Here is a 24,058-nt window from a genome sequence, read left to right on the forward strand (position 1 = left end):
CGCCCTTTCTTGCCCTCGGGCGGTTTGCCGACCTATAAGGCCGCATCAGAACACCAATCACTGGTCCGGGCGGCGCCGCACCTGCGGCGCGCGGGGCCAGGCAAGAAACTGGAGGCGTCCATGGCCGGACATTCACAATTCAAGAACATCATGCACCGCAAGGGACGGCAGGACGCCATGCGCTCCAAGCTGTTCTCCAAGCTGGCGCGCGAAATCACCGTCTCCGCCAAGATGGGCCTGCCCGATCCCAACATGAATGCCCGCCTGCGCGCCGCGATCCTCGCCGCCCGTGCGGAAAACATGCCCAAGGACAATATCGAGCGCGCGATCAAGAAGGCGTCGGGGGCGGACGGCGAGAATTACGACGAGATCCGCTATGAGGGCTACGGGCCCGGCGGCGTCGCCGTGATTGTCGAGGCGCTCACCGACAACCGCAACCGCACGGCGGGCGAGGTGCGCTCCTACTTCACCAAGTCCGGCGGCAATCTTGCGGAAACCGGCGCCGTCTCCTTCATGTTCGACCGGGTCGGCGTGATCGAGTTCGATGTCAAGAAGGCCGATGCTGACGCCATGATGGAAGCTGCCATCGAGGCCGGCGCGGACGATGTCTCCTCCGACGAAGACGGCCACGAGGTGGTGTGCCCCGGCGACGCGCTCGCCGAGGTGCAGCGCCAGCTGGAAGCGAAGTTCGGCGAGCCCCGCAAGGCCGGCCTCGTCTGGCGGCCCCAGAACACCATCGCGGTGGACGACGAGACCGCCGAGAAGCTGATCCGCCTCATCGAGACGCTGGAAGACAATGACGACGTGCAGAACGTCACGGCTAATTTCGAGCTGTCCGAGGCCATGGTTGCCAAGATGAGTGCGTGAGGCTTTTGAAAGCGGCGTCATCCCCGGACTTGATCCGGGGATCTTTGGCCGTCCCTAGCTGCCTTGATTGCCTTATTTTTAGTGCTACATTAATTTCCGCAGATTATGTTCTGCGCACATGAAGATCACCTGCGATCCTGCCAAGCGCGACTGGACCCTGGAGCATCGCGGCATCGACTTCATGGACGCGGCCGAGGTGTTGCGGGTGTCACGCTGACGCTTGAGGACGATCGCCGGGACTACGGAGAGAGCCGCTACCAGACCTATGGGCTGCTGGCGGGCCGCGTCGTCATGGTGGTCTGGACGCCCCGGGACGCGGCGCGGCACATCATATCGATGAGGCATTGCCATGAACGCGAGGCACGCAAAGTCCGATCCTACCTCGATTGATCCGGACGACGGCCCGGAATGGACAGACGACCAGCTTTCACGGGCTGAACTCTCGGTCGGCGGCAAAGTGGTGAGGAAGGCGGCGGGCACGCTCATGCGGCCGCGCGGCCGGCCGAAGGCGGACCATCCAAAGCAGCACGTGTCTGTGCGTCTCGACGCGGATGTCCTTGAAGCCTTGCGCAATTCCGGCCCCGGCTGGCAGGCGCGCATGAACGCGGCGCTCCGCAAGGCTATGGGTCTTTAGCGGCTCAGAACAGCCGCCCGCCGTCCGGCACCTTCAGGCTCGGGCTGATCAGCACAACGGCGCCGGTCTCATCCGGAAAGCCCAGTGTCAGCACTTCGGACATGAAGGGGCCGATCTGGCGCGGCGGGAAATTCACCACCGCCGCCACCTGACGGCCCACCAGTTCGTCCGCCGAATAATGGACGGTAATCTGGGCGGAGGACTTCTTCACCCCGATCTCCGGCCCGAAATCGATGCGCAGCTTGAAGGCAGGCTTGCGCGCTTCCGGGAACGGCTCGACCGCAAGGATGGTGCCGACCCGCACGTCCACCTTCAGGAAATCGTCGAATGCGATCGGGGCGGCCGCCCCGTTGCCCTCTGCCATCCTCAGCCGCCGGTCATGCTCATGTGGCGGGACACGGCGGGGATGTGGGTCTTGCGGTCGATGACGAAGTCGTGGCCCTTGGGCTTGCGGAAGATGGCGGCGTCGATGGCCGCCTGGAGCACGCCATCATCGGGCGAGGCGCGCAAAGGCGTGCGCAAATCGGCGGCGTCTTCCTGGCCGAGGCACATGAAGAGCGTGCCGGTGCAGGTGACGCGCACGCGGTTGCAGCCCTCGCAGAAATTATGGGTCAGCGGCGTGATGAAGCCGAGCCTGCCGCCGGTCTCCTTCACTTCCACATAGCGGGCCGGACCGCCGGTGCGGTAGGGGATGTCGGTGAGCGTATAGCGCTCCTCCAGTTTCGCGCGCACCTCGGAGAGGGGCAGGTACTGGTCTACGCGCTCGGCGCCCACCTCGCCCAGAGGCATCACCTCGATGAGGGACAGATCATGCCCCTCGCCATGCGCCCATTCCATGAGCGAAGAAATCTCGCTTTCGTTCACGTCCCGCAGCGCCACCGCGTTCAATTTCACCCGGATACCGGCGGCTTTCGCGGCGCCGATGCCTTCCATCACCTTGCCGAGGTCGCCCCAGCGGGTGACGGTCCGGAACTTGTCCGGGTCCAGCGTGTCCACGGACACATTGATGCGCTTCACCCCGCAGGCCGCGAGATCCGCCGCGTAGCGGGCGAGCTGGGAGCCGTTGGTGGTGACGGTCAGCTCCTCCAGCCGGCCGGTCTCCAGATGCCGGGAGAGGGCGCGGAACAGGGTCATCACATCCCGGCGCACCAGGGGCTCGCCGCCGGTGAGGCGCAGCTTCTTCACCCCGCGCGCCACGAAAGCGGTGCACAGCCGGTCCAGCTCCTCAAGCGTGAGCAGGTCCTGCTTGGGCAGGAAGGTCATGTGCTCGGACATGCAATAGACGCAGCGGAAGTCGCAGCGGTCCGTCACCGAGACACGCAAATAGGTGACGTGCCGGCCGAACGTATCCATCAGCGGCCCGAGCGGTGAAGCCGCGCCGATGCTGCGATCGCTGAGGTCTCGGAGTACCGGACGCACCCTGGCGGCTCCCATCGTGGCAAAGCGAGGCGGTCTCAAGCCGTCCTTGGACAGGCTCTATATATCGTATGCCTGGGGGAAATTGGTAGGGCCGATGCCTTGAGCCTGCAAGGGTATCGCGGGTAAGTGAGCGCGGGCCGGTCTTCTGATGCCGAAAAGTGCCCATAGGGAGTGCCGCCATGTCTAACCCGTCCGATCCCTGGCCCACCGAGCTGCGCCTCGTTCAGGACCGGCATGCGCTGGTGATCACCTTCGAGGACGGTCCGAGCTTTACTTTGCCGGCAGAATATCTGCGGGTGGAAAGCCCGTCGGCCGAGGTTCAGGGCCACGCGCCGCATGAGAAGCAAACGGTTCCCGGCAAACGCGCGGTGCGCATCGTCGAGGTGGATCCTGTGGGCGCCTATGCCGTGCGGCTCGTCTTCGACGACGGCCACCAGACCGGCCTTTATGCATGGCCCTATCTGCGGACCCTTGGGGAGGAGCAGGAGGAGCGCTTCGGACGGTATCTGGAGTCGCTAAAAGAGCAGGGGCTCAGCAGGGGGTGAGTGCCTGTGCGGGAGTGCGACGCGCCCCCTCTCCCGCTTGCGGGGGAGGGCTGGGGAGGGGGAAAGGGTGCTCCCTCTGAGATATCCCAGCTTAGCTCTGCTTGAGGTGCCCCCTCCCTAACCCTCCCCCGCAAGCGGGAGAGGGAATGACGCGGCGCTCGGGCCATCACCCCTTCAGCCGCCCCATCACCTCCAGCGCGTCCTTCGCCAGCGTCCGCGTCAGCTCCCCGGCGCCGATCTCCCGCGCCAGCCGCCCGGCCTGGCCGGACCAGAGCGCCGAGAAATCGCCGGAGCCCTTCGCCTCCGCTGCCGCCTTCAGGGGCCCCAGCGGCGGGGCCGCGGTGGGGAAGGCCGGGGCGTCGGCCTTGATGGGGCCGTGCTCGCGCATGAGGCGGTTGAGGATGCCGCGCGCAGGTCGGCCGGTGAACACGTTGGTCAGCGTGGTGGCATCGTCGGGCGCCCCCTTCAGCGCCGCGCGATGGACGGCGGAGATCCCGGCTTCGGGGGTGAGCAGATAGGCGGTGCCGATCTGCACCGCGTCGGCACCGAGCGCAAAGGCGGCGGCGATGCCGCGCCCGTCCGCCACCGCGCCCGCGGCGATCACCGGCACGGAGACCGCGTCCGCCACCTGGGGCACAAGGGCGAAGGTGCCCACTTGGAAAGCCGGGTCGAGGTTCAGGAACATGCCGCGATGGCCGCCGGCCTCGGAGCCTTGGGCAATGATCGCGTCCGCTCCGTTCTCCTCCAGCCAGCGCGCCTCTGCGACGGAGGTGGCGGACGCGAGCACCACCGCGCCCGCCGCCTTCACGCGCGCCATCAGCTCCGGCGCCGGCAAGCCGAAATGGAAGCTCACCACCTTGGGGCGCACCTCCTCCACCACCGCGCACATGGCGGCGTCGAACGGCGCCCGGTTGGTCACGGCGATGAGCGCCTCCGGGTTGAGGCCGAGTTCCGCATAATAGGGCTTCAGCTCCTCCCGCCATGCGGCGTCGCGGGCGGGATCGGCCGGCGCGGGGCGGTGGACGAAGAAATTGAGGTTGAACGGCTTGTCCGTGAAGGCGCGGAGCGCCGCGACCTCGGCGCGCACCTGGTCGGGCGTCATGGAGGCGCAGCCGAGCGAGCCAAGGCCGCCCGCCGCGCTCACATGGCGCGCCAGTTCCGGCTTCGGGCCGATCATGGGGGATTGGACGATGGGATATTCGATGCCGACGAGGTCGGTGAAGCGGGAAGACGGCCACATGGGGATGCGTTTCCGTGCTGCATCCCGGCGCTTGCTGCGCCGGTTCAGGGCCGCAGCTTAGTGCAGCAGGCTCCGCGCCGTCCCATGTCAATTCGGCAAGCCGGGGTGTTCATTTGCGCATCACGCCGGCGCAAGGACGTCCGCGATGATCTGCCGGATTTCCGGCAGGCAGGAGCCGCAATTGGTGCCCGCTTTGAGTTTTTCGCCCACGGCGGCGGCGGTGCAGGCGCCGCCCTTTATGGCGCCCGCGATGGACCCGCGCGGAACGCCAAAGCACGCGCAGACCAGAGGGCCGGCATCCGCATCGAGCCCCGCGAGGCGGCCGGAGAGGATGAGCCGGCGGTCGGCGGCGGAGACGGCGCCGGCGGTCAGGAGGCTCTTGAGCGCATCCCAGGATGGAGCAGTGCCGGCCGGCCCGATAATGATGGCAAACGCGAGGTGCCCGTCCGCATCGAAGGCGGCGGCGCGGTAATGGCCGCCGGCCCGGTCGACGAGGTCGGCCACGTCATGGTCGCCCATCTGGGCCGCGGCCCAATCCTGCCAGGTCTCTGGGCTCTCTTGTGCCGCGACGCGCCAGGCATAGCCGCCCTCCAGCGGCAGACGCGCCCACCATGCGCCGGGGGGCGGGGACAGCAGCGTGCGGGAGAGAACGAAGCCGTGGAATGGTGCGTCGAAGGCAGTGATGGCGGCTGGCGTCGCCTTGGAATCCGGCTGTCCGGAGACGGGGTCGGTGATGTCGTGCACCAGCGCGCCCACGCGACCGCCGGAGGAATTCATCCCGCTCCAATGGATGGGGGTGAACAGCGTGCCGCGCTTCTGGCCTTCATCGAGGCGCACCTCCAGCACGACGCTGCCATGGGCGCTTGCCACCTGCGCCAGGGCGCCTGCCCCCAGCTTGAGCGGCACGGCGTCCTCGGGATGGATGCACACGAAAGGCGCAGGCAAATGGGCCGAAAGGCGCGGGGAAAGCCCGGTGCGGGTCATGGTGTGCCACTGGTCGCGGATGCGGCCGGTATTGAGCAGGAAGGGATACTCCGCCGTGGCAGTCGCCGCCGGAACGGCTTGCGGAGCGATGAAGCGGGCGCGCCGGTCGGGCGTGAAGAAGCCGCCTTCAGCGAAGAAGCGCGCCTGCCCGGTCCCGCCTGCCTGCACCGGCCACTGCACCGGCTCGAGGGTCTCGTAGCCTGCGTCCGAGAGGTCCGCGAGGCCGGAAATATCGAAGTCGCGCGCGCCGTCATTCTCGAAGCCGGACAGCGCCGCATGCTCGCGGAAGATGTCGGCGGGCGAGGTCCAGGCGAAAGCCGCGTTATGGCCGAGCCGGCGCGCGACGCCGGAGAGCGCCCACCAGTCTGGCTTCACCTCGCCGGGCAGCGACAAAAACGGGCGCTGGCGGGAGATGCGGCGCTCGGAATTGGTGACGGTGCCGTCCTTCTCGCCCCAGGCGGCGGCGGGCAGCAGCACATGGGGCGAACACCCGGACGTGTCGTTGCTGCGCACGTTCTCCGACAGCACGAACAGGTCGAGCTTTGAGAGCGCGGCGCGCACATCGTCGGCGCGGGGCAGGCTGACGGCGGGGTTGGTGCCCATCACCCACAGCGCCTTGATCTCGCCGCGGTCGATGGCGGCGAACATGTCCACCGCCTTCAGCCCTTCCTTCGTCGCCATGGCCGGCGCGTCCCAGAAGCGGCGCACAAGATCCACCTCCTCCGGCGCAAAGCCCATATGGGCGGCGAGCTGGTTGGCGAGCCCGCCCACTTCGCGCCCGCCCATGGCGTTGGGCTGGCCGGTCAACGAGAACGGTCCCATGCCCTCGCGGCCGATGCGGCCGGTGGCGAGGTGGCAATTGAGGATGGCGTTGACCTTGTCGGTGCCGTGGGCCGACTGGTTCACGCCCTGGGAATAGCAGGTGACGGTGCGCTCGGTGTCACGGAACAAAGCGAAGAAGCGGGCGACGTCTTCCTTTGCCAGCCCCGTGGCGCGGGCGGTGGCGGCAAGGCTCGGGGCGATCTCGCGGGCACGGGCGAGCGCTTCGGGAAGGCCGCTCGTATGCACCTCGATGAAGGCGCCGTCGAAGCCGCTCGTCTCGGCGAGATGCACGAGGAGGCCGCAGAAGAGAGCGGTGTCGGTGCCGTGGGCGAGCGGCAGGAACAGGTCCACATCGTCGGCGGTGGCGGTGCGGCGCGGGTCGATCACCACGATCTTCGTGCCGCGCGCGGCGCGGGCCGCCACCATGCGACGGAACAATATGGGGTGGCACCAGGCGGTGTTGGAGCCCACCAGGACGATGAGGTCCGCGCGCTCCAGATCCTCATAGCTGCCCGGCACCGTGTCCGAGCCGAAGGCGCGCTTGTGGCCGGCCACTGAGGAGGCCATGCAGAGGCGCGAATTGGTGTCCACGTTCGCCGTGCCGAGGAAGCCCTTGGCGAGCTTGTTGGCGGCGTAATAATCCTCCGTGAGGAGCTGGCCGGAGAGATAGAGCGCCACCGCCTGCGGGCCGTGCCGGTCGGTGGTCTCGCGGATGCCGGCGGCGATGCGGTCGAGGGCGGCGTCCCAGCTGGTCTGTTCGAGAGGGGTGTCGCCCGTGCGCATCATGGGATGCAGCAGGCGGGTTTCGAGCCCGATGGTCTCCCCCAGTGCCGCGCCCTTGGAGCACAGCCGTCCGAAATTGGCCGGGTGGGCCTCGTCTCCGGCGATGAGCGCACCACCCGAGGCGTCGGGCGTCGCCTTCACCCCGCAGCCGACGCCGCAATAAGGGCAGGTGGTGCGGACGGCGGGCGTGGTGGCGAGGGGGGCGTTCATGGCGTTTTTCCCCCCGGCCGCATTTCACTCCCTCCCCCCTTGCGGGGGAGGGTTGGGGAGGGGGGTGAAACGGCCTGCGCGTGACGCCCGCTGTCAGAACTGGCGAAGACATACCCCCCTCCCCAACCCTCCCCCGCAAGGGGGGAGGGGGAGTAGCGGGAGGGGTAGTGAAAGATCATGCCTCGTCCGCTGAGCGGTGCCGTGGCGCGTGCTCGCCCCATCACATCCCCCTCAGTACACGTCGGCTTGATAGCGGCCGGCTTTCTTCAGCTCCGCGAGGAAGGCGGCGGCTTGCTCCTTGGAATGACCACCATGGGACGCCGCCACATCCATCACCGCCGCCTCCACGTCCTTGGCCATGCGCTTGGCATCGCCGCAGATGTAGAAATGCGCGCCCTCCGACAGCCACGCCCATAGCTCCGGCCCCGCCTCGCGGATGCGGTCCTGCACGTAGACCTTGGCGGCGCCGTCGCGGGACCAGGCGGTGTCGAGCCGTGTCAGGCAGCCGCTCGCCTGCATGCCGGAAAGCTCATCCTCGTAGAAGAAGTCTGTCTCGCGCTTCTGGTGGCCGAAGAACAGCCAGTTCTTCCCCGGCGCCTTGGCCGCCATGCGCTCGTGCAGGAAGGCGCGGAACGGGGCGATGCCGGTGCCCGGCCCCACCATGATGACGCCCTTGGAGGCATCCTCCGGCAGGCCGAAGCCGTGGGCCTTCTGGATATAGGCCTTCAGCCGGGTGCCCTCCGGCACGCGCCCGCCGAGGAAGGTGGAGCAGACGCCCAGCCGCCCGCGGCCGGCCATCTCGTAGCGCACCGCGTCCACCGTCAAGTGCAGGCGGCCGGGGGTGGCGAGGGGGCTGGAGGAGATGGAATAGAGGCGCGGCTGGAGCGGCTCCAGGCACTCGATGACCGCTTCCGGGTCCGGCCGCGCGCCGGCGAATTTTTCCAGCGCGCTGAGCACGTCGAGGGTCGCGGCGTCACCGTCCGGGTCTTCGCCGGATGCCAGCGCGCGGGCCTTGGCCTTGCGGGCCCCGCCGGTGAGATAGGAGAATAGGGTAAAGAGGTCATCGGGCGCCGACTTCAGGCAGACATCGTGCGTGAGCACGTCGCCCAGCGCCTTGTCGCCCACGGGATAGTCGGCGGGCGCGCCGAGCGCCTCCAGCGTCGCCTCCACCAGCCCCGGATCGTTCACCGGGAACAGGCCGAAACTGTCGCCCACCTTGTAGGTAAGGCCCGAGCCTTCGAGATCGAACTCGATGTGCCAGGTTTCCTTCTCGGAGCCTTGCCTGTTGAGGCGGGTGCGGCCGAGGAAGGTGACCTCGCCGGGGTTTTCCCGCGTGCCGAGCGGCGCGCCGGTGGGCGCCGCGGCGGCCGCGGGTGCTGCTGTGGGGGCAGGGGCGCTGCCGTCCATCTCGGCGGCCAACGTCTTCAGCATGCGCATGGTTTCCTTGCCGCCGGGGGCGCACAGGTTCAGCGCTTTCTCGGTGCCGTCCGCGATGGCCTTGGAATAGCTCTCGCAGAGATAGCCGCACTGGCCGCAATCCTGCTGCGCCATGGCCGCCATCATGCGGCGGGGCAGCGGCTTGCCCTCGGCCAGCTTCATGCGCTCATCGAGGGGCATGGCGGCGTCGTGCCAGGGCGCGCCGTCATCTTCGACGGGCGCGGCGCCGGGCATCAGGGCTGCCGAGGCTTCGGCGGAGAGGGGGGTGGCGCCGGGTGCCGCGTCGGCGGAGAAGAGGCCGGCGAAGAAGCCGTTCAGCCAGGAGCGCTGCTCCGGCGTGAAGGGGGCGCTTTCGGGCAGATAGGGCACCACGGGGGGCGGGGACTGGAGGGTCATTCCGCAGGCTCCGCATCGACCAGGGATTTCAGGGTGTCCGCCGGCACGCGGCGGGTGAATTTCGCGAAGGGCTCGCCCGCCTCGCGATTGGTGAGCCACGCCTTCAGGAGCCGCTCCACCAGAACGGGGGCGTCCTCGGCTTTCACGTCGCGATAAAGCTCGTCGGCGATGGCGGCGTCCGAGCCGAAGCCGCCGCCCGCGAGCAGATGATAGCCGTCCACCGTATCGCCCTCGTCATTGATGGCGACGCGCGCGCCGATGAGGCCGATATCGCCGATATAATGTTGGGCGCAGGAATGGTGGCAGCCGGTGACATGGATGTTCACGGGCGCATCGAGCGCGAGGCGCGGCCCGCAATGGTCGCCGATGGCGCGCGCGGTGCCCTTGGTGTCGGCATTGCCGAACCGGCAGCCCTTCGCGCCCGTGCAGGCGACGAGGCCCGCTTGCAGCACGCTGGGCTCGGCGGTGAGGCCGAGGCCGGCGACCACTTCCTTCACCGCCTTCACGTGTGCGTCCGGGATGCCGGAGAGGATCACGTTCTGCCAGACGGTAAGGCGCAGGTCGCCGTCGCCCATGCCGTGGGCGATGTCGGCGAGGCCGCGCATCTGCGCAACCGTCATGCGGCCCACGGGCAGGCCGATGCCCACCCAGTTGAGGCCCGGCTGCTTCTGCGGGTGGACGCCCAGATGGGCCATGCGGTCCTGCTCGGGGCGCGGCGCCACGGCCTCCGCCGGGCAGCGCAGCAGGGGCGCGCCGAGCTTCTCTTCCACGGCGGCGAGGAACGTCTCGAAGCCCCAGGCATCGAGCACGTATTTCAGCCGCGCCTTCTTGCGGTCCGTGCGGTCGCCGCTCTCGATGAAGACGCGGACGATGGCGGCGGACACCTTGGTGGCCTCCTCGGGCTTGAGGATCACGCCGGTGTCGCGGGCGAAATCCCGGTGGCCGGTGATGCCGCCCAGCGCGAGGCGGAACCATACGCCAGGCGCGATGCCGAAGCCGTCCTTCACCTCGATGGCCTGGAAGCCGATATCGTTGGTGTCCTCCAGCGCGCCGATGCGGCCCGCGCCGTCGAAGGCCACGTTGAACTTGCGCGGCAGGCCGTACATGTCGCGATTGTTCAGGATGTAATGGTGCCAGTCCTTGGCGAAGGGCCGGGTGTCCAGCAATTCCTGCGGGTCGATGCCGGCAGTGGGGGTGCCGGTCACGTTGCGGATATTGTCGGAGCCGGAGCCGCGCGCGGTGAGGCCGAGATCCACCAGCTTCTCCAGCAGGATCACGCCGTCGGTGGCGGGGATGTCGCGCACCTGGAGGTTCGCGCGGGTGGTCACGTCGGTGTAGCCACCGCCATGGGCCTCGGCGATGTCGGCGATGCCGCGGAACTGCCAGTGGGTGGCGATGCCGTTGGGCATGCGCAGGCGGCACATGAAGCTGTCCTGCGCCGGGGCTACGTAGAACAGGCCGTGATACTTCCAGCGCATCACGTCCGGGCCCTTGGGGAATGCCCCCTCCACGGCCGCGTCCTTCATGCGGGCATAGCTGTCGAGGCCCATCTCCTCGCGCTTGGCCTTCTCCTCGGGGGTGAGCTTCTTGCCCTCCGCCTCGGTGCGGGCCATGGCCTTGTGGCTGGCCGCGTCCGGGCCGGTGGGCTCGGGCGCAGGAGCCGGCGCGCCGCCCATGCCCCGTCCTGCGCGGGCCACCTGGGCGCCGGCTATTTGGGCACCGGAGACGAAGCCTTCGAGATAGCGCTTCTGGTCGATGGTGAAATCGCCGCTCATGGTTCTTAGCCTTCAGGCCGCCACAGGGAGCGCGGACCGGCCGAAGGCCAGGTCCGCGCGCATGGCGGCGATGGGGGTGCGGTTCGTGATGAGGTCGAGATAGAAGGGGCCATCCGTGGTGTCGCCATAGAGCACCGCGCCGGCGAGCCGCCCGTCCTTGATGATCAGGCGGCGGTAGAGGCCGAGGCCCCGGTCGGCGAGGACGATCTCCTCGCCTTCGGCGTCGATCTCTCCTGCGGAGAAGACGAACACGCCGGAGACTTTCAAATTGGTGGAGACGGTGCTGCCCGCATAGTGCGCGTCCCGCCCGGCGAGCCGCTGGGCGAGCACGGCCGCTTGCTCGTAGGCCGGCGCCACGAGGCCGTAGCAGGCGCCGCGATGCTCGGCGCACTCGCCGATGGCGAAGATGGCGGCATCGTCGGTGGCAAGGCCGTCATCCACGAGGACGCCGCGATTGCAGGCGAGCCCGGCCGCGCGGGCAAGATCGGCGTTCGGCCGCACGCCGCAGGCCATGACGATGATGTCGGCCGGCAGCAGGCGCCCGTCCTTCAGGCGCAGACCCTCGGCACGCTCCGTGCCCTCGATGGCGGTGGAGGAAGCGTTGAGTTCCACCGTGATGCCCTGCGCCTCCACGGCCTGCCGCAGCAGGCCGGCGGCGCGGGTGTCGAGCTGGCGCTCCATGAGGCGGTCCATGAGATGGACGAGGGTGGTCTGCGCCCCCGCGCGGGCAAGGCCGCTCGCCGCTTCAAGGCCGAGAAGGCCGCCGCCGATGACCACCGCCCGCGTGCCGGGCTTGCCGGCGGCCATGAGGGCGGAGACATCCGCGAGGTCACGGAAGGTGGTGACGCCGGGAAGATCCGCCCCCGGCAAGGGCAGGCGGATGGGGTGGGAGCCGGTGGTGAGCACGAGGCGCGAGAAGGGCAGGCGGCGGCCGTCCGCCAGAACCAGCGCGTGGGCGTCGCGGTCGATGGATGCGGCGGGGGTGCCGTAGATCAGCGTCACGCCCCGCGCGCGCCACCAGTCCGCCGTGCGCAGCTGCGTGTCGCCCGCCGTGGTCTTGCCGGCGAGCACGTCGGAGAGCAGCACGCGGTTATAGGCGAGGTGCGGCTCCGCCCCCACCACGGCGATGGAATAGCGCCCGAGCGCCCGTTTGGTCAGCTCCTCGCAGAGCTTGGCGGCGGCCATGCCGTTTCCGACGATGATGAGGGGCTCAGCCATGGATGCCTCCGCTCGCGCGACGGGCACCCTCTCCCGCTTGCGGGGGAGGGTGGGGGAGGGGGGCGAGCGAAGCGAGGGCGCGCGACCTCTCCTTGTTCCCGGCGTTTTCCGCCCAGCGGCCGGCCCCCTCCCTAGCCCTCCCCCGCAAGCGGGAGAGGGAATGGGGGTGTGCGCGGGAGGAACGGTCCACAATGCTGAAGCCAGGCGCGCCCATTCCTCTCACTCCGCCGCGCTGGGCGGCGCTTCCGCGGCCGCCGCGATCATCACGGAGGAGAGGAGGCCGTAAGCCTCCGTCCAGGCGTCCTTCACCTCGGGCGTGAAGTCCGGGCCGAGGCCCTGTTCCAGGGTCCAGAGCAGGGCCGCGCCCACAGGAACGTAGTGCGCGTCCTTAACCCCATAGGCCACGTGGCGCTTCGCCAGCACTTGCGCGGCGGGCACTACGGCATCGAGGTTGGACAGGCCCCTCACCACCACGGCGAGGGTGCTCATGAGCTTGCGGCCCTGCTCGGTCATGTCGCCCTTGAACATGGGCTTCACTTCGGGTGCGATCTCGAACAGGCGGCCGTAGAACAGCGTCGCCGCCGTCTCCGAGATGGGCGCCACCTTGGCAAACGAGGATTGGATCAGGTCCACTTGGCTGGGAAGCATGGAACGCTCCTTGGCTCGTGAATGCGATCAAGCGGCTTCCACGAAGCGATGGCGCTCGTGGAGGAACTTCAGAACCGCCTCGCGTGCCCTAAGGTAAATGGGGTTCGCCACCAGCTCGAGACGCCGACGGGGACGGGACAATGTCACTTCGAGTACTTCGCCGATGCGCGCCGAGGGGCCGTTGGTCATCATCACGATGCGGTCGGAGAGCAGCACTGCCTCGTCCACGTCGTGGGTGATCATGAGGATGGTGTTGCCCAGTGTGGCGTGGATCTGCATCACGCTGTCCTGGAGGTGGGCGCGGGTGAGCGCGTCCAGCGCCCCGAAGGGCTCGTCCAAAAGCAGTACTTTCGGCTCCATGGCGAGCGCGCGGGCGATGCCGACGCGCTGCTTCATGCCGCCGGAAATCTCGGCGGGCCGCTTGTCCTTGGCGTGGACCATCTGCACCAGTTCGAGATTGTGCAGGGTCCAGTCGTTGCGCTCGGCGCGGGAGCGGGTGCCCGAGAACACCTTGTCCACCGCGAGGCGCACATTGTCGTAGACGGTGAGCCAGGGCAGTAGGGAATGGTTCTGGAACACGACCGCCCGGTCGGGGCCGGGGCTGTTGACCTCGCGGCCCTCCAGCAGCACGCCGCCGGTGGTGGCCTCGGTCAGCCCCGCCACGATGTTGAGCAGGGTGGACTTGCCGCAGCCGGAATGGCCGATGATGGAGATGTACTCGCCCTTGGCGATATCGAGCGAGATGTCCTTCAGCACCTCGGTGGTCGCGGCGCCGCGGGTGAAGGTCTTGCCGATCTGGCTGAACTGGAGATAGGGGGCGTTGGTCATTGTGGGCCTCCTCAAGACGCCGCGGTGCCGCGCGTGACGATGGCGGAAATGCCGGCCACAAGGCGGTCGAGGACGAAGCCCACGACGCCGATATAGACCAGGGCGACGATGATGTCGGGCAGGCGGGAGGAGTTCCACGCATCCCAGATGAAGAAGCCGATGCCGACGCCGCCGGTGAGCATCTCCGCCGCCACGATGGCGAGCCAGGACAGGCCCACGCCGATGCGAAGACCGGTGAAAATGTAGGGCGCCGCCGAGGGCAGCATGATCTTCCAGAAGAATTCCAGCGGGTTCAGCCGCAACACTTGCGCCACGTTCCGGTAGTCCTGCGGGATGTTCCGGATGCCCACCGCCGTGTTGATGATGATGGGCCAGATGGCCGTGATGAAGATCACGAAGATGGCCGAGGGGTTGCTGTCGCGGAACGCGGCGAGCGCCAGCGGCAGCCAGGCGAGCGGGGGCACGGTGCGCAGCATCTGGAAGAGGGGGTCGAGGCCGCGCATGGCCCACACCGACTGGCCGATGATGGCGCCCATCAGCACCCCGACCACGGCGGCGAGGCCGAAGCCCACCGCCACGCGCTGGAGCGAGACCAGCACGCGCAGCCCGAGGCCGATATCCTGCGGGCCGGCGACGAAGAACGGATCGAGGATGAGGTCCTTGGATTCCGTCCAGATGCGGCTCGGCGGCGGCAGCGTCGCCGTCGGGCCCGCGCAGAGCAGCTCCCAGAGCAGGAGCAGCAGGACCGTCACCACCAGCGGGGGAATGACGTTCGCGGCGAACCACCTCAGCGCGGACATGAGGCGCGAAGAGGCGGGTGGACGCGCCGGGGCGAGGCGGACCACCTCGGCGCTGGCGCGCCGTGTCGGCTGCGGCGTTTCCTTCAGGGCGGTGACGGACATGCGTGTGGCTCCCGAGCTTCCGACGGTCAGACTTCGACGCGCTTGATGGTGAGGGTTTTGAGATAGGCGGCCGGATCGGCGGGATCGAAGACCTTGCCGTCGAAGAAGGTCTCCTTGCCGCGCGAGGTGGAGGCCGGGATGTCCGCCGCGGCGACCGACAGGTCCTTGGCGGCCTCGCGCCACAGGTCCTCGCGGTTCACCTTGGAGATGAGCGCCTTCACGTCGAGCGTCGGCTCGAACTTGCCCCAGCGGATGTCCTCGGTGAGGAACCAGGTGTCATGGCTCTGGAAGGGATAGGACGCATGGTCCATCCAGAACTTCATGTACTGGTCGGAGCCCTTCACCACCCGGCCGTTGCCGTAATTGATGTCGCCCTTCAGGCGGCCGATGATGTCGGCGACGGGGACGTTGAACCACTGGCGCTTGCCGACAATCTCGGCGAGCTCCTGCTTGTTCTCCATCTTGTCGCACCATTGCTGGGCTTCCATCACCGCCTTCAGAATGGCCTTGGTGGTGTTGGGGTTCTTGTCCACAAAGTCGGCGCGCAGGGTCAGCGCCTTCTCGGGGTGGTTCTTCCAGATCTCGCCGGTGGTGCAGGCGGTAAATCCAATGCCCTGGTTGACGAGCTGCTCGTTCCACGGCTCGCCCACACAGAAGGCGTCCATGTTGCCCACCTTCATGTTCGCCACCATCTGGGGCGGCGGCACGACGATGGTGGAGACGTCCTTGTCTGGGTCGATGCCGGCGGCGGCAAGCCAGTAGCGGATCCAGAGGTCGTGGGTCCCGCCCGGGAAGGTCATGGCGACCTTCACTTCCTTGCCGTCCGTCCTCTTCTTGGCGAAGGCGGCTTTCAGGGCGGAGGCGTCGGTGGTGACCTTCAGGTCCTTGTATTCGTTGGAGACCGAGACCGCCTGCGCGTCGAGGTTCAGGCGCGCCAGCAGATAAAGGGGAACGGGCGTGTTGTTCTGCGTCACCTTGCCGGTGGAGATGAGGTAGGGCATGGGCGAGAGGATGTGCGCCCCATCGATGCCGTTGGCCGCGCCGCCGAGCACGAGATTGTCGCGGGTCGCGCCCCAGGAGGCCTGCTTCACCACCTCCACGTCGGGCACGCCATGCTTGGCGAACAGCCCTTTCTCCTTGGCGATCACCAAAGGAGACGCATCCATCAGCGCGATATAGCCGAGCACCGCCTTAGTGGTTTCCGGCGCTGCCGCATGAGCGGAGGGCACGCCGCCGGGGAAGATCAGGCGCGCGGCGTCGAACAGGGCGGCCGTGCCGAGGGCGGCGGCGCTGCCCTTCAGGAGCGAGCGGCGGGACAGCGGGGCCACGGCCGGGCCGGGCTTTTGGTCGGAAGCGTCGGTCATTCTGTTCCCCTGTTGGTCGCCTTACGACGGCCCGAAACGAAAAAAGCCGCGGACTCACGACGGCGCCTTGGCCATCGGGTGTCAGCGGCTTTGCTGCGGGTCCCGCCATTGGGACAATTGGATCGGCGCGATCTTCGTCGATGCGCTCGGTATTCCTTATTCAAGAGGCGTGCCAATTGGTGTGCGGTGCACCAATGAATTGGAATTGTTATGGAAAGCGCCGATGCTCAAGATGTGAGCAGGTGCGAAATTATCCTTTCGCATGCGCAAAAAAATGGCAGGTGATGCCGGATGCAGCACCGGCAGAGGTCACGGTGCCGCGGGAGTCTTGCGGCGGGGTCCGCCCCCGGTCCAACATGCCGGCGGCCCGGCGGGGGCCGCGAGCGGGAGCGGAACATGTGCATCAATTGCAGCCTGAATGAAGCCTTGGGCGGTTTCGCAGCGGACGCCGTGACGGAGCCCCGCTTCAGGATGAGCCGCCGGCGTTTCATGGGCGGCACCATCGCCTGCACCGCGGTGGCAACCACGGCAGCGGTGTCTTCCGCGCCCTTTGCAGCCCTGGCGCAGACCGCGCCCGCCGGCACCGACATCATCTTCCGGGGTGGCAAGGTCTACACCCAGAACCCGGCGCAGCCCTGGGCCGAGGCGCTGGCCGTGAGCGGCAAGACCATCTCGGCGGTGGGCTCCAATGCTGACATCGACAAGCTGAAGGGGGCGGGCACCAAGGTGGTGGAGCTGAACGGCCGCCTCGTCATGCCCGGCTTCGTGGAAGGGCACATCCATCCCTTCCTCGGCTCCTTCCTCACCGCCGGCGTGGACCTCCAGGTGCCGACCCGCGAGGAGGCACTTGCCGCGATCGCGCGCTTCGCCAAGGAGAACCCCAAGGGGACCATCCGCGGCTTCGGCTGGCGGGTGGACATGTTCCCGCCCGAGGGGCCCACCCGGCAGGACCTCGACAAGATCATCCCGGACCGGCCGGCCTTCTTCATCGCCATTGACGGCCACAGCCTGTGGGCCAACAGCAAGGCGCTGGAAATGGCCAAGGTGGACAAGGACACGCCGGATCCCATCCCGCGCTTCTCCTATTATGTGCGCGACGAGAAGGGCTATCCCACCGGCTATGTGCTGGAGGTGAACGCGGTGCTCGCCGTGGTGAACGCCATCGAGCCCATCTCGCTCACGGCCCTCGGCGGCCTCATGGAGGCGTGGCTGCCCAAGGCGGCGGCGGCGGGCATCACTTCTATCTTCGATGCGGGCGTGCCGCCCATCGGCAGCGACCAGGCGACCATCCTCAACGTCTATGTGGACGCCGAGAAGCGCGGCCGCCTGCCGTTCCGCGTGGTCGGCTCCTGTATCGTGAAGTCGCCGCCCATCGACGATGCGGTCCAGCAGATCCAGGACATCCGCAAGAAGGTGTCGTCCGAGCTGGTGCAGGTCAATTTCGTGAAGATCATCGGCGACGGCACGCAGGAGGGCTACACGGCCTGGCTGGTGGAACCCTATTCCGACAAGCCCGATTTCTCCGGCGCCTCGCCCTTCTCAGAAGAAGAGTGGGCGAAGCTGGTGGGCATGACGGACGCCGCCGGCTTCGATGTCCATATCCATGCCTGCGGCGACCGCACCGCGCGTGTGGCGCTCGACGCCATCGAGAAGGCTATCAAGGCCAATCCGCCACGCGAGCGTCGGCACTCCATCGCCCACCTCGTCTATGTGACCGACCAGGACATTCCGCGCTTCGCCAAGCTGGGGGTGAACTCCCAGTTTTCCGCCAACTGGTTCTCGGCGGACCCAGACACGTCCGAGATCCTGAAGGACCGCTATGGTGAGCGGCAGAAGAAGCTCTACCGCGTCGCGTCCACGCTGAAGTCCGGCGGGCGCGTCTCGTTCGGCACCGACTGGCCGGCGGCGGGCTATTTTTCCACTTACAAGCCGCTGGATTCCATCCAGATCGCGGTGACGCGCCAGCTCATCGGCAAGGCGACGAACCCGGTGCTCGGCCCCGAGGAGGAGCGCCTTACGCTGGTCCAGGCGGTGCACGCCAGCACCATGGGCGGCGCCCACCAGATCCGCATGGAAGACAAGATCGGCTCGCTGGAGGCGGGCAAGCTGGCCGACCTCGTCGTGCTGGAGAAGAACATCTTCGAGGGCAGCGTCCACGACATCGCCCATACGAAGATCGACCTGACGCTGATGAACGGGAAGGTCACACACGGCAGTGTGTGATGATGGGTACGGGCAGTTCTGCCAAGCATCGGCCGTGCCCAAGTGCCGGCTGTCATGGCCGGGCTTGTCCCGGTCATCCACGAGGCTCCGCTGGGTGCCTGCTTAGGGGCGAGACGTGGATACCCGGGACAAGCCCGGGCATGACGGTTCGTCCAGGTGAAGAGCCCTCAGCGGAACGCGGCGCTCAGCATCTCCGGCGGGAACAGCGTGTCCGCGCCGGCGATGCTTGCCGTGCCCGCTTTTAGCCATTTGGCGATCAGGCGGTCCAGCGTCCCGTCCTGGGCGAAGCCCGCCTGGATGCGGTTGATATCGTCCCGCAGCGGATCGCCCTTGCGCACGCTGATGGCGAGGAATTCGCAGGTGATGGCGGTCTGGACGATCCTGAGGTCGGGATAGGACCGCAGCAGATACTGCATCACCGGCGCGAGCTTCATGACGGCATCGCAGCGGCCCGCTGAGACATCGCCGAGGGCTGTCTCGATCTGGTCATAGGCATAGACCTTCACCGCCGCGGCGCGGCCTTCCGCCACCAGCTTGTCCGCCACCGGCTGGCTGGTATTGCCGGCCTGGACGCCGATGGTGAGGCCCTTCAAGTCATCGATGGATTTGACCTTCGGCAGGCGCTTCGCATTCACCACCAGCGACTGGCCAGAAACCGCATAAGGCGCGCAGAAATCCACGATCTGCGCACGCCCGCGCGTCGCCGTGGTGCCGGAGGCGATGCAGTCATAAGTGCCGGCGCCGAGGCCGGCGAAGATGTCGTTGAAGTTGGCCCCCTCATAGGGGACGAGGCGCCAGGGGCGGCCAAGCGCCTTCGCGATGAGCCGGGTCAGGTCCATGTCGAAGCCGATGGGGCCTTTATCGGTCATCAGCTCGAAGGGCGGGTCGGGGAGGGCGGAGCCGACGCGGTAGTCGGGAGCTGCGGCAGAGCCGGGCCGTTCGGTGGCAGCGAGCGCCGTGGCTCCAAGGCCGGCAATGAGATGGCGGCGCCTCATGCTTCCTCTCCCAGCGGCCTTCAGGCACCCATCAGACCCGGGACGTCCTGGTTTCGCAACGTCTCCTTAGGGAGGAAACCCGCGCGCCGCCGTCAATCCGGCTTGTCCTCTTCCGCTTCTTCCTCGCCTTCCGTTTCCGCGGGCTCCACCACCACCACACGGCGGCCGGGGATATCGATCACCGGCACCGCTTCCTTGGTGAAGGGGATAAGCCGCGTCTTGCCGCCACCTTCGGGGGCGTATTCCAGGATGTCGCCCGCGCCGAAATCGAACATGGCGGTGACGGTGCCGAGCCGCATCCCCGCCGGGTCTTCCACGGCAAGGCCGATCAGGTCGGCATGGTAGAAGGTGTCCTCGTCATCGGCCGGAGGCAGGGCGTCGCGGGAGACGTAGAGATCGGTATTGGTGAGGGCCTCGGCCGCGTTGCGGTCGTCGACGCCCTTCAGCCGGGCGACGAAGTGGTCCTTGGCGGCGCGCATCGTCGCGATGTGGAAGGCGCGCTTCCCGCCCGCATCCGTGAGGTCATAGTGCTTCAGAGCGAGCGGGTCGTCGCCGAAGGCGAACAGCCGCACCTCGCCCCGCACACCGTGCGGCGCGCCGATCCGGGCGATGAGGACACGGTCGGTCATTGGATGGGCGAACCCTATAACGGAACCCTAACCCTGTAAGCGGCCATGGCCGGGTCAAGCCCGGCCATGGCATGCCGTCAGGCGAAAAGCCTCACTCGGCGGAGGCGGCTTCCTCGGCCGGGGCAGCAGCCGCGGCGGCAGCAGCCTCTTCCTTCTTGGCGCGCTCGGCGGTCCGCTCCTGGGCCTTCTTGCCGGGCTCGGCCTTCTTCGGGTTGTTGCGGGCGTCACGCTTCAGCAGGCCGTGGGCGTCCAGGAAGCGGGCGACGCGGTCGGTGGGCTGGGCGCCCTTTTCGAGCCAGGCCTTGGCCTTCTCCACGTCGAGCACCACGCGGTTCTCCGCGTCCTTGGCCAGCAGCGGGCTGAAGGTGCCGATGCGGTCGATGAAACGGCCGTCGCGGGGCGAGCGGGCGTCGGCGATGACGATACGGTAGTAAGGACGCTTCTTGGCGCCGCCACGGGCGAGCCGGATCTTCAGGGACATGGTCTTCTTCCTTTCAAGTCTTCGGGTTCTGCGTTTTCGTCGTTTTCACATTCGTCATCCCCGGACTTGATCCGGGGATCCCCCGGTGGTCGCGGAGATGCCCGGGAAGTCGGCTGTTGCCGACTTCCCTCTTGGGGAGCTGAAGTCGGAAACATCCGACTTCAGGTCAAGCCCGGGCATGACGGCTGTTCATGGGGAGCCGGAGCTCACTTCTTCTTCGAGCCTCCCAGTCCAGGAAGGCCGCGCGGCAGGCCGCCGCCCAGGCCCGGCAGATTGCCGGGGAAGGTGGGGGGCAGGCCCTTGCCGAGGCCGGGCATGGTGGGCGGCAGCCCGCCGGCGCCGCCCGGCAGCTTCTCTGCCATCTGCTGGAGCGCCTCGGGCGAGGGCGCGCCGCCGCCCATGCCGAACATGCTGGCGAGCCCGGCCATGGGGCCGCGCTTTCCGGCCGAGCCCATGGCCTTCATCATGTCCGCCATCTGGCGGTGCATCTTCAGGAGGCGATTGATCTCCTCCACCTTGGTGCCGGAGCCGGCGGCCACGCGGCGCTTGCGGGAGGCGTCGAGCACCTTCGGGTTGCGCCGCTCGTGCCGCGTCATGGAATTGATGATGGCGGTCTGGCGCTTGAACACCTTGTCGTCGATGTTCGCCGAGGCGATCTGGTTCTTCATCTTGGCGACGCCGGGCAGCATGCCCATGAGGCCCGACATGCCGCCGAGCTTCTGCATCTGGGCCAGCTGGTCCCGCAGGTCCTCCAGATCGAATGCGCCCTTGCGCATCTTCTCGGCGGTGGCCTTGGCCTTCTCGATGTCGATATTCTCGACGGCCTTCTCGACCAGGGCCACCACGTCGCCCATGCCGAGGATGCGGCCCGCGACGCGCTTGGGATCGAAATCCTCCAGCGCGTCCATCTTTTCGCCGGTGCCCATGAGCTTGATGGGCTTGCCGGTGACGGCGCGCATGGAGAGCGCCGCGCCGCCGCGGCCATCGCCGTCGGCGCGGGTGAGGATGATGCCGGTGAGGCCGACGCGCCCGTCGAACGCCTTCGCGGTGTTCACCGCGTCCTGGCCGGTGAGGCTGTCGGCCACCAGCAGCACTTCATGCGGGCTCGTGGCGGCCTTCACCTCGGCCACTTCGGCCATCAGCGCTTCATCGAGCGTGACGCGGCCGGCGGTGTCCAGCATCACCACGTCGTAATTGCCGAAGCGCCCCGCCTCCATGGCGCGCTTGGCGATCTGCACGGCGGATTGGCCGGGAACGATGGGCAGCGTCGCCACGCCCACCTGTGTGCCCAGCGTCGCCAGCTGCTCCATGGCGGCCGGGCGGCGGGTGTCGAGGGAGGCCATCAGCACGCGCTTCTTGCCCTTCTCGGACAGGCGCTTGGCGATCTTGGCGGTGGACGTCGTCTTGCCCGAACCCTGGAGGCCGACCATGAGGATCGGCACGGGGGCGGGGGCGTTGAGGTCGATGGGATCCGCGTCCGAGCCCAGTACGGCGACCAGCTCGTCATGGACGATCTTCACCACCAGCTGGCCGGGGGTCACCGACTTGACCACCTCGACGCCGACGGCCCGCGCGCGCACCTTCTCGATGAACTCGCGCACCACATCGAGGGCGACGTCCGCCTCGATCAAAGCGCGGCGCACCTCGCGCATGGCTTCTCCGACGTCCGCCTCGCTGAGCGCGCCGCGTCGCTTGAGCTTGTCGAGTATGCCGCCGAGGCGGTCGGAAAGGCTGTCGAACATGGGTCCGTCCGGTGATCTCCGGTCTTGCGACCGAAGGTGTTTCGCGAGAATGCGCCCAACGCCGAACGCGCCCGAGGGCGCAACGCGCTGTCGGGCGGTGGCCTCCGGGATCAGGTCCCGGTCGGCTGGATCGGCGTGGCCGTCCTCTTGAAGGGCGCGTTCTTAGCACCGGAAGGCGGGCGAGACAATGGCGGCGCTGTCTCTTCCGGCCTTCCCCCTCCCCAGCCCTCCCCCGCAAGCGGGAGAGGGGGCGCATCGGCGCGGTTGGAGATGATGTCCGGCCCCTCCGATTTCACCCTCTCCCGCTTGCGGGGGAGGGCAGGGAGGGGGAAGGCGAGGCGCAAGCCTCGCCCGGTCCTCACAAAGCCACGCTGGTGGTTCCCTTCATCAGCACCGGCCCCGTGGGCCGTCCGACGGGCGAGCCGCCTTGAGGCTCAAGGGTGATCTCGAACAGCTGGTTCGGCGCGGTGCGCGGCAGGTCTCTCAAATTCAGCCGGATGGTGCGGGCCTCGCCAGTGAGACCGATGGAGACCGGGCCGCGGGCCGGGTCCCACAGGGTCCACACTTCCAGGGTCCGCCCCTCCGGCACGGGGATGGTCCGCAGCGGGATCAGCTCCGCCGTGCCGTCGGCGAAAGCGTTCACCACCGCCGCCGGCTCGCCCTGGGGGCTCATGAGCACCGCCACGAAGGCCGGTGCCGGCCCCCGGCCGAGCGGGCCGATAATGACCCCGAGAGCCAGCAGCACGGTCGCCGCCGCGCCGGCGAAGCTCGCGAAGCGCCAGAAGCCGAGATTGCGCCACAGGGCCGAGAAGGCGCCGGCCGGGCTCGGCACAAGCGGGGGCAAGGTGGCCGGCCGGGCGGCCGTGCCGGCGGGCGTCTCCACGGATCGCAGGCGTGCGCGCTCCACTTCGGCTTCCGGCGCCGCGGCTGGCGTCGCATCCAGGGTGGCGGATATGCGCGCCAGCAAAGCGTCCGGCGCCTCAAGGGGCAAAGCGGTGGCATCCAGCTCAGCGAAACGCGCGCGCCAGTCCTCGACCGCCGCGCGGAAGGCGGGATCGTCCTTTACGAGGGCAGCGGCCCGGACCTCTTCGTCCGCATCCAGCAGGCCGAGCACATGCTCGGCGGCGAGGCGGTCGAAGTCTTCGGGGGTGAGATCCTGCGCGCTCATGCCATGCACTCCCGCAGGGTGAGCAATGCGCGGCGGATCCAGGATTTCATGGTGCCCAGCGGCACGCCGAACCGCCCCGCCAGCTCGCCATGGGTGAGGCCGTTGGCATAAGCGAGCACGATGGCGGTGCGCTTCAGGGGCTCCAGGCGCTCCAGGCAGCTCTTGAGCCGGCCGGTCTCGGACAGGCGGAGCATGGCGCCCTCCGGGCTCTCCTCCTCGCTCGTAAGGCCCAGCGGCTCGTAATCCTCGATCAGCTCGGTGCGCTTCTCGCCGCGCAGGATGTTCAGGGAGCGGTTGCGCAGGATGGCGTAGATCCAGGTGCGCCCGCCGCCCCGCGCCTGATCGAACGTCGCCGCCTGCCGCCAGACGAGGACGAAGGTGTCGTGAACCGCCTCCTCCGCCAGCGCCTGCCGACGCAGCATCCGCCGGGCGACGCCCAGCATCTGCGCGGCCTCGCGCTGATAGATGGCGTGCAAGGCGGCGCGCTCACCGCGCGCGCAGGCGATGATGGAGGCTTCCATATCGAAGCCCCCCTCCGCTGCGCTCCCGGATGCCGCTTTCATGTGCCGTCCTTCGCTCCCGTTGGGAGAGCCTACACGCGGGGAGGGCAAACGGATGCAGGGGGCAGCGATTTTGCGGCTGAATTTTTAGCGAGGATTTTTTTTTGAGGTGGCCCGCATCCGCCCCCGCTCCTGCCGTGTAGCCCCTTCGACCGGCTGATCGGGCCGGCTTTCAACGGGAGACACGA

Annotated in this window: 22 protein-coding genes; 5 read left to right on the forward strand and 17 right to left on the reverse strand. The window is 68.1% G+C overall.

From position 1 onward, the window contains the following. The first annotated feature begins 120 nt into the window (after positions 1-120). The 3 genes from ABLE91_RS03745 to ABLE91_RS03755 all read left to right on the forward strand — a co-directional run bounded on the left by ABLE91_RS03745 (position 121) and on the right by ABLE91_RS03755 (position 1,501). Complete coding sequence (locus ABLE91_RS03745; protein ID WP_348928560.1) at positions 121-867, forward strand: YebC/PmpR family DNA-binding transcriptional regulator; 747 nt, start codon at positions 121-123, stop codon at positions 865-867. A 270-nt stretch (positions 868-1,137) separates the two neighbouring features. Continuing rightward, positions 1,138-1,257 carry a BrnT family toxin gene (locus ABLE91_RS03750; protein WP_348929578.1) on the forward strand — a complete coding sequence of 40 codons (120 nt, stop codon included), beginning with the start codon at positions 1,138-1,140 and terminating at the stop codon, positions 1,255-1,257. Next, positions 1,217-1,501, forward strand: a complete 285-nt coding sequence (locus ABLE91_RS03755; protein WP_348928561.1) for a BrnA antitoxin family protein — start codon at positions 1,217-1,219, stop codon at positions 1,499-1,501. The genes ABLE91_RS03750 and ABLE91_RS03755 overlap by 41 nt, the downstream gene beginning before the upstream one ends. Positions 1,502-1,505: 4 nt before the next feature. On the opposite strand, the gene ABLE91_RS03760 is transcribed toward ABLE91_RS03755, so the two are convergent. Beyond that, complete coding sequence (locus tag ABLE91_RS03760; protein ID WP_348928563.1) at positions 1,506-1,865, reverse strand: tRNA-binding protein; 360 nt, start codon at positions 1,863-1,865, stop codon at positions 1,506-1,508. A gap of 2 nt (positions 1,866-1,867) precedes the next feature. Then, on the reverse strand, positions 1,868-2,854 hold the full coding sequence (gene moaA, locus ABLE91_RS03765; RefSeq protein ID WP_348929580.1) for a GTP 3',8-cyclase MoaA: 987 nt from the start codon (positions 2,852-2,854) through the stop codon (positions 1,868-1,870). Between the two features lie 245 nt (positions 2,855-3,099). On the opposite strand from moaA, the gene ABLE91_RS03770 reads away from it, so the two are divergent. Then, complete coding sequence (locus ABLE91_RS03770) at positions 3,100-3,465, forward strand: gamma-butyrobetaine hydroxylase family protein (protein ID WP_348928565.1); 366 nt, start codon at positions 3,100-3,102, stop codon at positions 3,463-3,465. Between the two features lie 166 nt (positions 3,466-3,631). Here the strand turns inward: ABLE91_RS03770 and ABLE91_RS03775 are convergent, their stop codons facing one another. The 9 genes from ABLE91_RS03775 to ABLE91_RS03815 form a co-directional block, all read right to left on the reverse strand. After that, positions 3,632-4,705 (reverse strand): NAD(P)H-dependent flavin oxidoreductase, encoded by a 1,074-nt coding sequence (locus ABLE91_RS03775; RefSeq protein WP_348928567.1) that lies wholly within the window; start codon positions 4,703-4,705, stop codon positions 3,632-3,634. 120 nt (positions 4,706-4,825) lie between these two features. Then, positions 4,826-7,504 carry a nitrate reductase gene (locus ABLE91_RS03780; protein ID WP_348928569.1) on the reverse strand — a complete coding sequence of 893 codons (2,679 nt, stop codon included), beginning with the start codon at positions 7,502-7,504 and terminating at the stop codon, positions 4,826-4,828. 231 nt (positions 7,505-7,735) lie between these two features. Then, a complete protein-coding gene (locus tag ABLE91_RS03785; protein ID WP_348928571.1) occupies positions 7,736-9,337 on the reverse strand; it encodes a sulfite reductase subunit alpha in 1,602 nt (533 codons plus the stop codon). Then, the gene (locus tag ABLE91_RS03790; protein ID WP_348928573.1) at positions 9,334-11,112 is read right to left on the reverse strand and encodes a NirA family protein; all 1,779 of its coding nucleotides are present in this window, start codon (positions 11,110-11,112) and stop codon (positions 9,334-9,336) included. Before ABLE91_RS03790 ends, ABLE91_RS03785 begins: the two co-directional genes overlap by 4 nt. A gap of 12 nt (positions 11,113-11,124) precedes the next feature. Further along, complete coding sequence (locus ABLE91_RS03795) at positions 11,125-12,330, reverse strand: NAD(P)/FAD-dependent oxidoreductase (protein ID WP_348928575.1); 1,206 nt, start codon at positions 12,328-12,330, stop codon at positions 11,125-11,127. A gap of 219 nt (positions 12,331-12,549) precedes the next feature. Then, entirely contained in the window at positions 12,550-12,978 is a 429-nt protein-coding gene (locus tag ABLE91_RS03800; RefSeq protein WP_348928577.1) for a globin family protein, read from the reverse strand. 27 nt (positions 12,979-13,005) lie between these two features. Beyond that, positions 13,006-13,806, reverse strand: coding sequence for an ABC transporter ATP-binding protein (locus ABLE91_RS03805; RefSeq protein ID WP_348928578.1), 801 nt, complete (start codon positions 13,804-13,806; stop codon positions 13,006-13,008). Positions 13,807-13,817: 11 nt separating this feature from the next. Further along, the gene (gene ntrB / locus ABLE91_RS03810) at positions 13,818-14,708 is read right to left on the reverse strand and encodes a nitrate ABC transporter permease (protein WP_348928580.1); all 891 of its coding nucleotides are present in this window, start codon (positions 14,706-14,708) and stop codon (positions 13,818-13,820) included. Positions 14,709-14,734: 26 nt separating this feature from the next. Beyond that, on the reverse strand, positions 14,735-16,072 hold the full coding sequence (locus ABLE91_RS03815; protein ID WP_348928582.1) for a CmpA/NrtA family ABC transporter substrate-binding protein: 1,338 nt from the start codon (positions 16,070-16,072) through the stop codon (positions 14,735-14,737). Between the two features lie 471 nt (positions 16,073-16,543). Here ABLE91_RS03815 and ABLE91_RS03820 point away from each other — a divergent pair, with 471 nt between their 5' ends. Then, on the forward strand, positions 16,544-18,295 hold the full coding sequence (locus ABLE91_RS03820; RefSeq protein WP_348928584.1) for an amidohydrolase: 1,752 nt from the start codon (positions 16,544-16,546) through the stop codon (positions 18,293-18,295). 167 nt (positions 18,296-18,462) lie between these two features. Here the strand turns inward: ABLE91_RS03820 and ABLE91_RS03825 are convergent, their stop codons facing one another. The 6 genes from ABLE91_RS03825 to ABLE91_RS03850 form a co-directional block, all read right to left on the reverse strand. After that, the gene (locus tag ABLE91_RS03825) at positions 18,463-19,290 is read right to left on the reverse strand and encodes an ABC transporter substrate-binding protein (protein ID WP_348928586.1); all 828 of its coding nucleotides are present in this window, start codon (positions 19,288-19,290) and stop codon (positions 18,463-18,465) included. Between the two features lie 92 nt (positions 19,291-19,382). After that, on the reverse strand, positions 19,383-19,919 hold the full coding sequence (gene rimM / locus ABLE91_RS03830) for a ribosome maturation factor RimM (protein ID WP_348928587.1): 537 nt from the start codon (positions 19,917-19,919) through the stop codon (positions 19,383-19,385). Positions 19,920-20,010: 91 nt separating this feature from the next. Then, the gene (gene rpsP / locus ABLE91_RS03835; protein WP_348928589.1) at positions 20,011-20,400 is read right to left on the reverse strand and encodes a 30S ribosomal protein S16; all 390 of its coding nucleotides are present in this window, start codon (positions 20,398-20,400) and stop codon (positions 20,011-20,013) included. A 206-nt stretch (positions 20,401-20,606) separates the two neighbouring features. Further along, positions 20,607-22,142 carry a signal recognition particle protein gene (ffh, locus tag ABLE91_RS03840; protein ID WP_348928590.1) on the reverse strand — a complete coding sequence of 512 codons (1,536 nt, stop codon included), beginning with the start codon at positions 22,140-22,142 and terminating at the stop codon, positions 20,607-20,609. 358 nt (positions 22,143-22,500) lie between these two features. Further along, on the reverse strand, positions 22,501-23,310 hold the full coding sequence (locus tag ABLE91_RS03845; protein WP_348928592.1) for an anti-sigma factor: 810 nt from the start codon (positions 23,308-23,310) through the stop codon (positions 22,501-22,503). Further along, the gene (locus tag ABLE91_RS03850) at positions 23,307-23,873 is read right to left on the reverse strand and encodes a sigma-70 family RNA polymerase sigma factor (RefSeq protein ID WP_348928594.1); all 567 of its coding nucleotides are present in this window, start codon (positions 23,871-23,873) and stop codon (positions 23,307-23,309) included. Before ABLE91_RS03850 ends, ABLE91_RS03845 begins: the two co-directional genes overlap by 4 nt. Positions 23,874-24,058 lie beyond the last annotated feature (185 nt).

Source organism: Aquabacter albus, assembly GCF_040049275.1.
Classification (GTDB): Bacteria; Pseudomonadota; Alphaproteobacteria; order Rhizobiales; family Xanthobacteraceae; genus Aquabacter.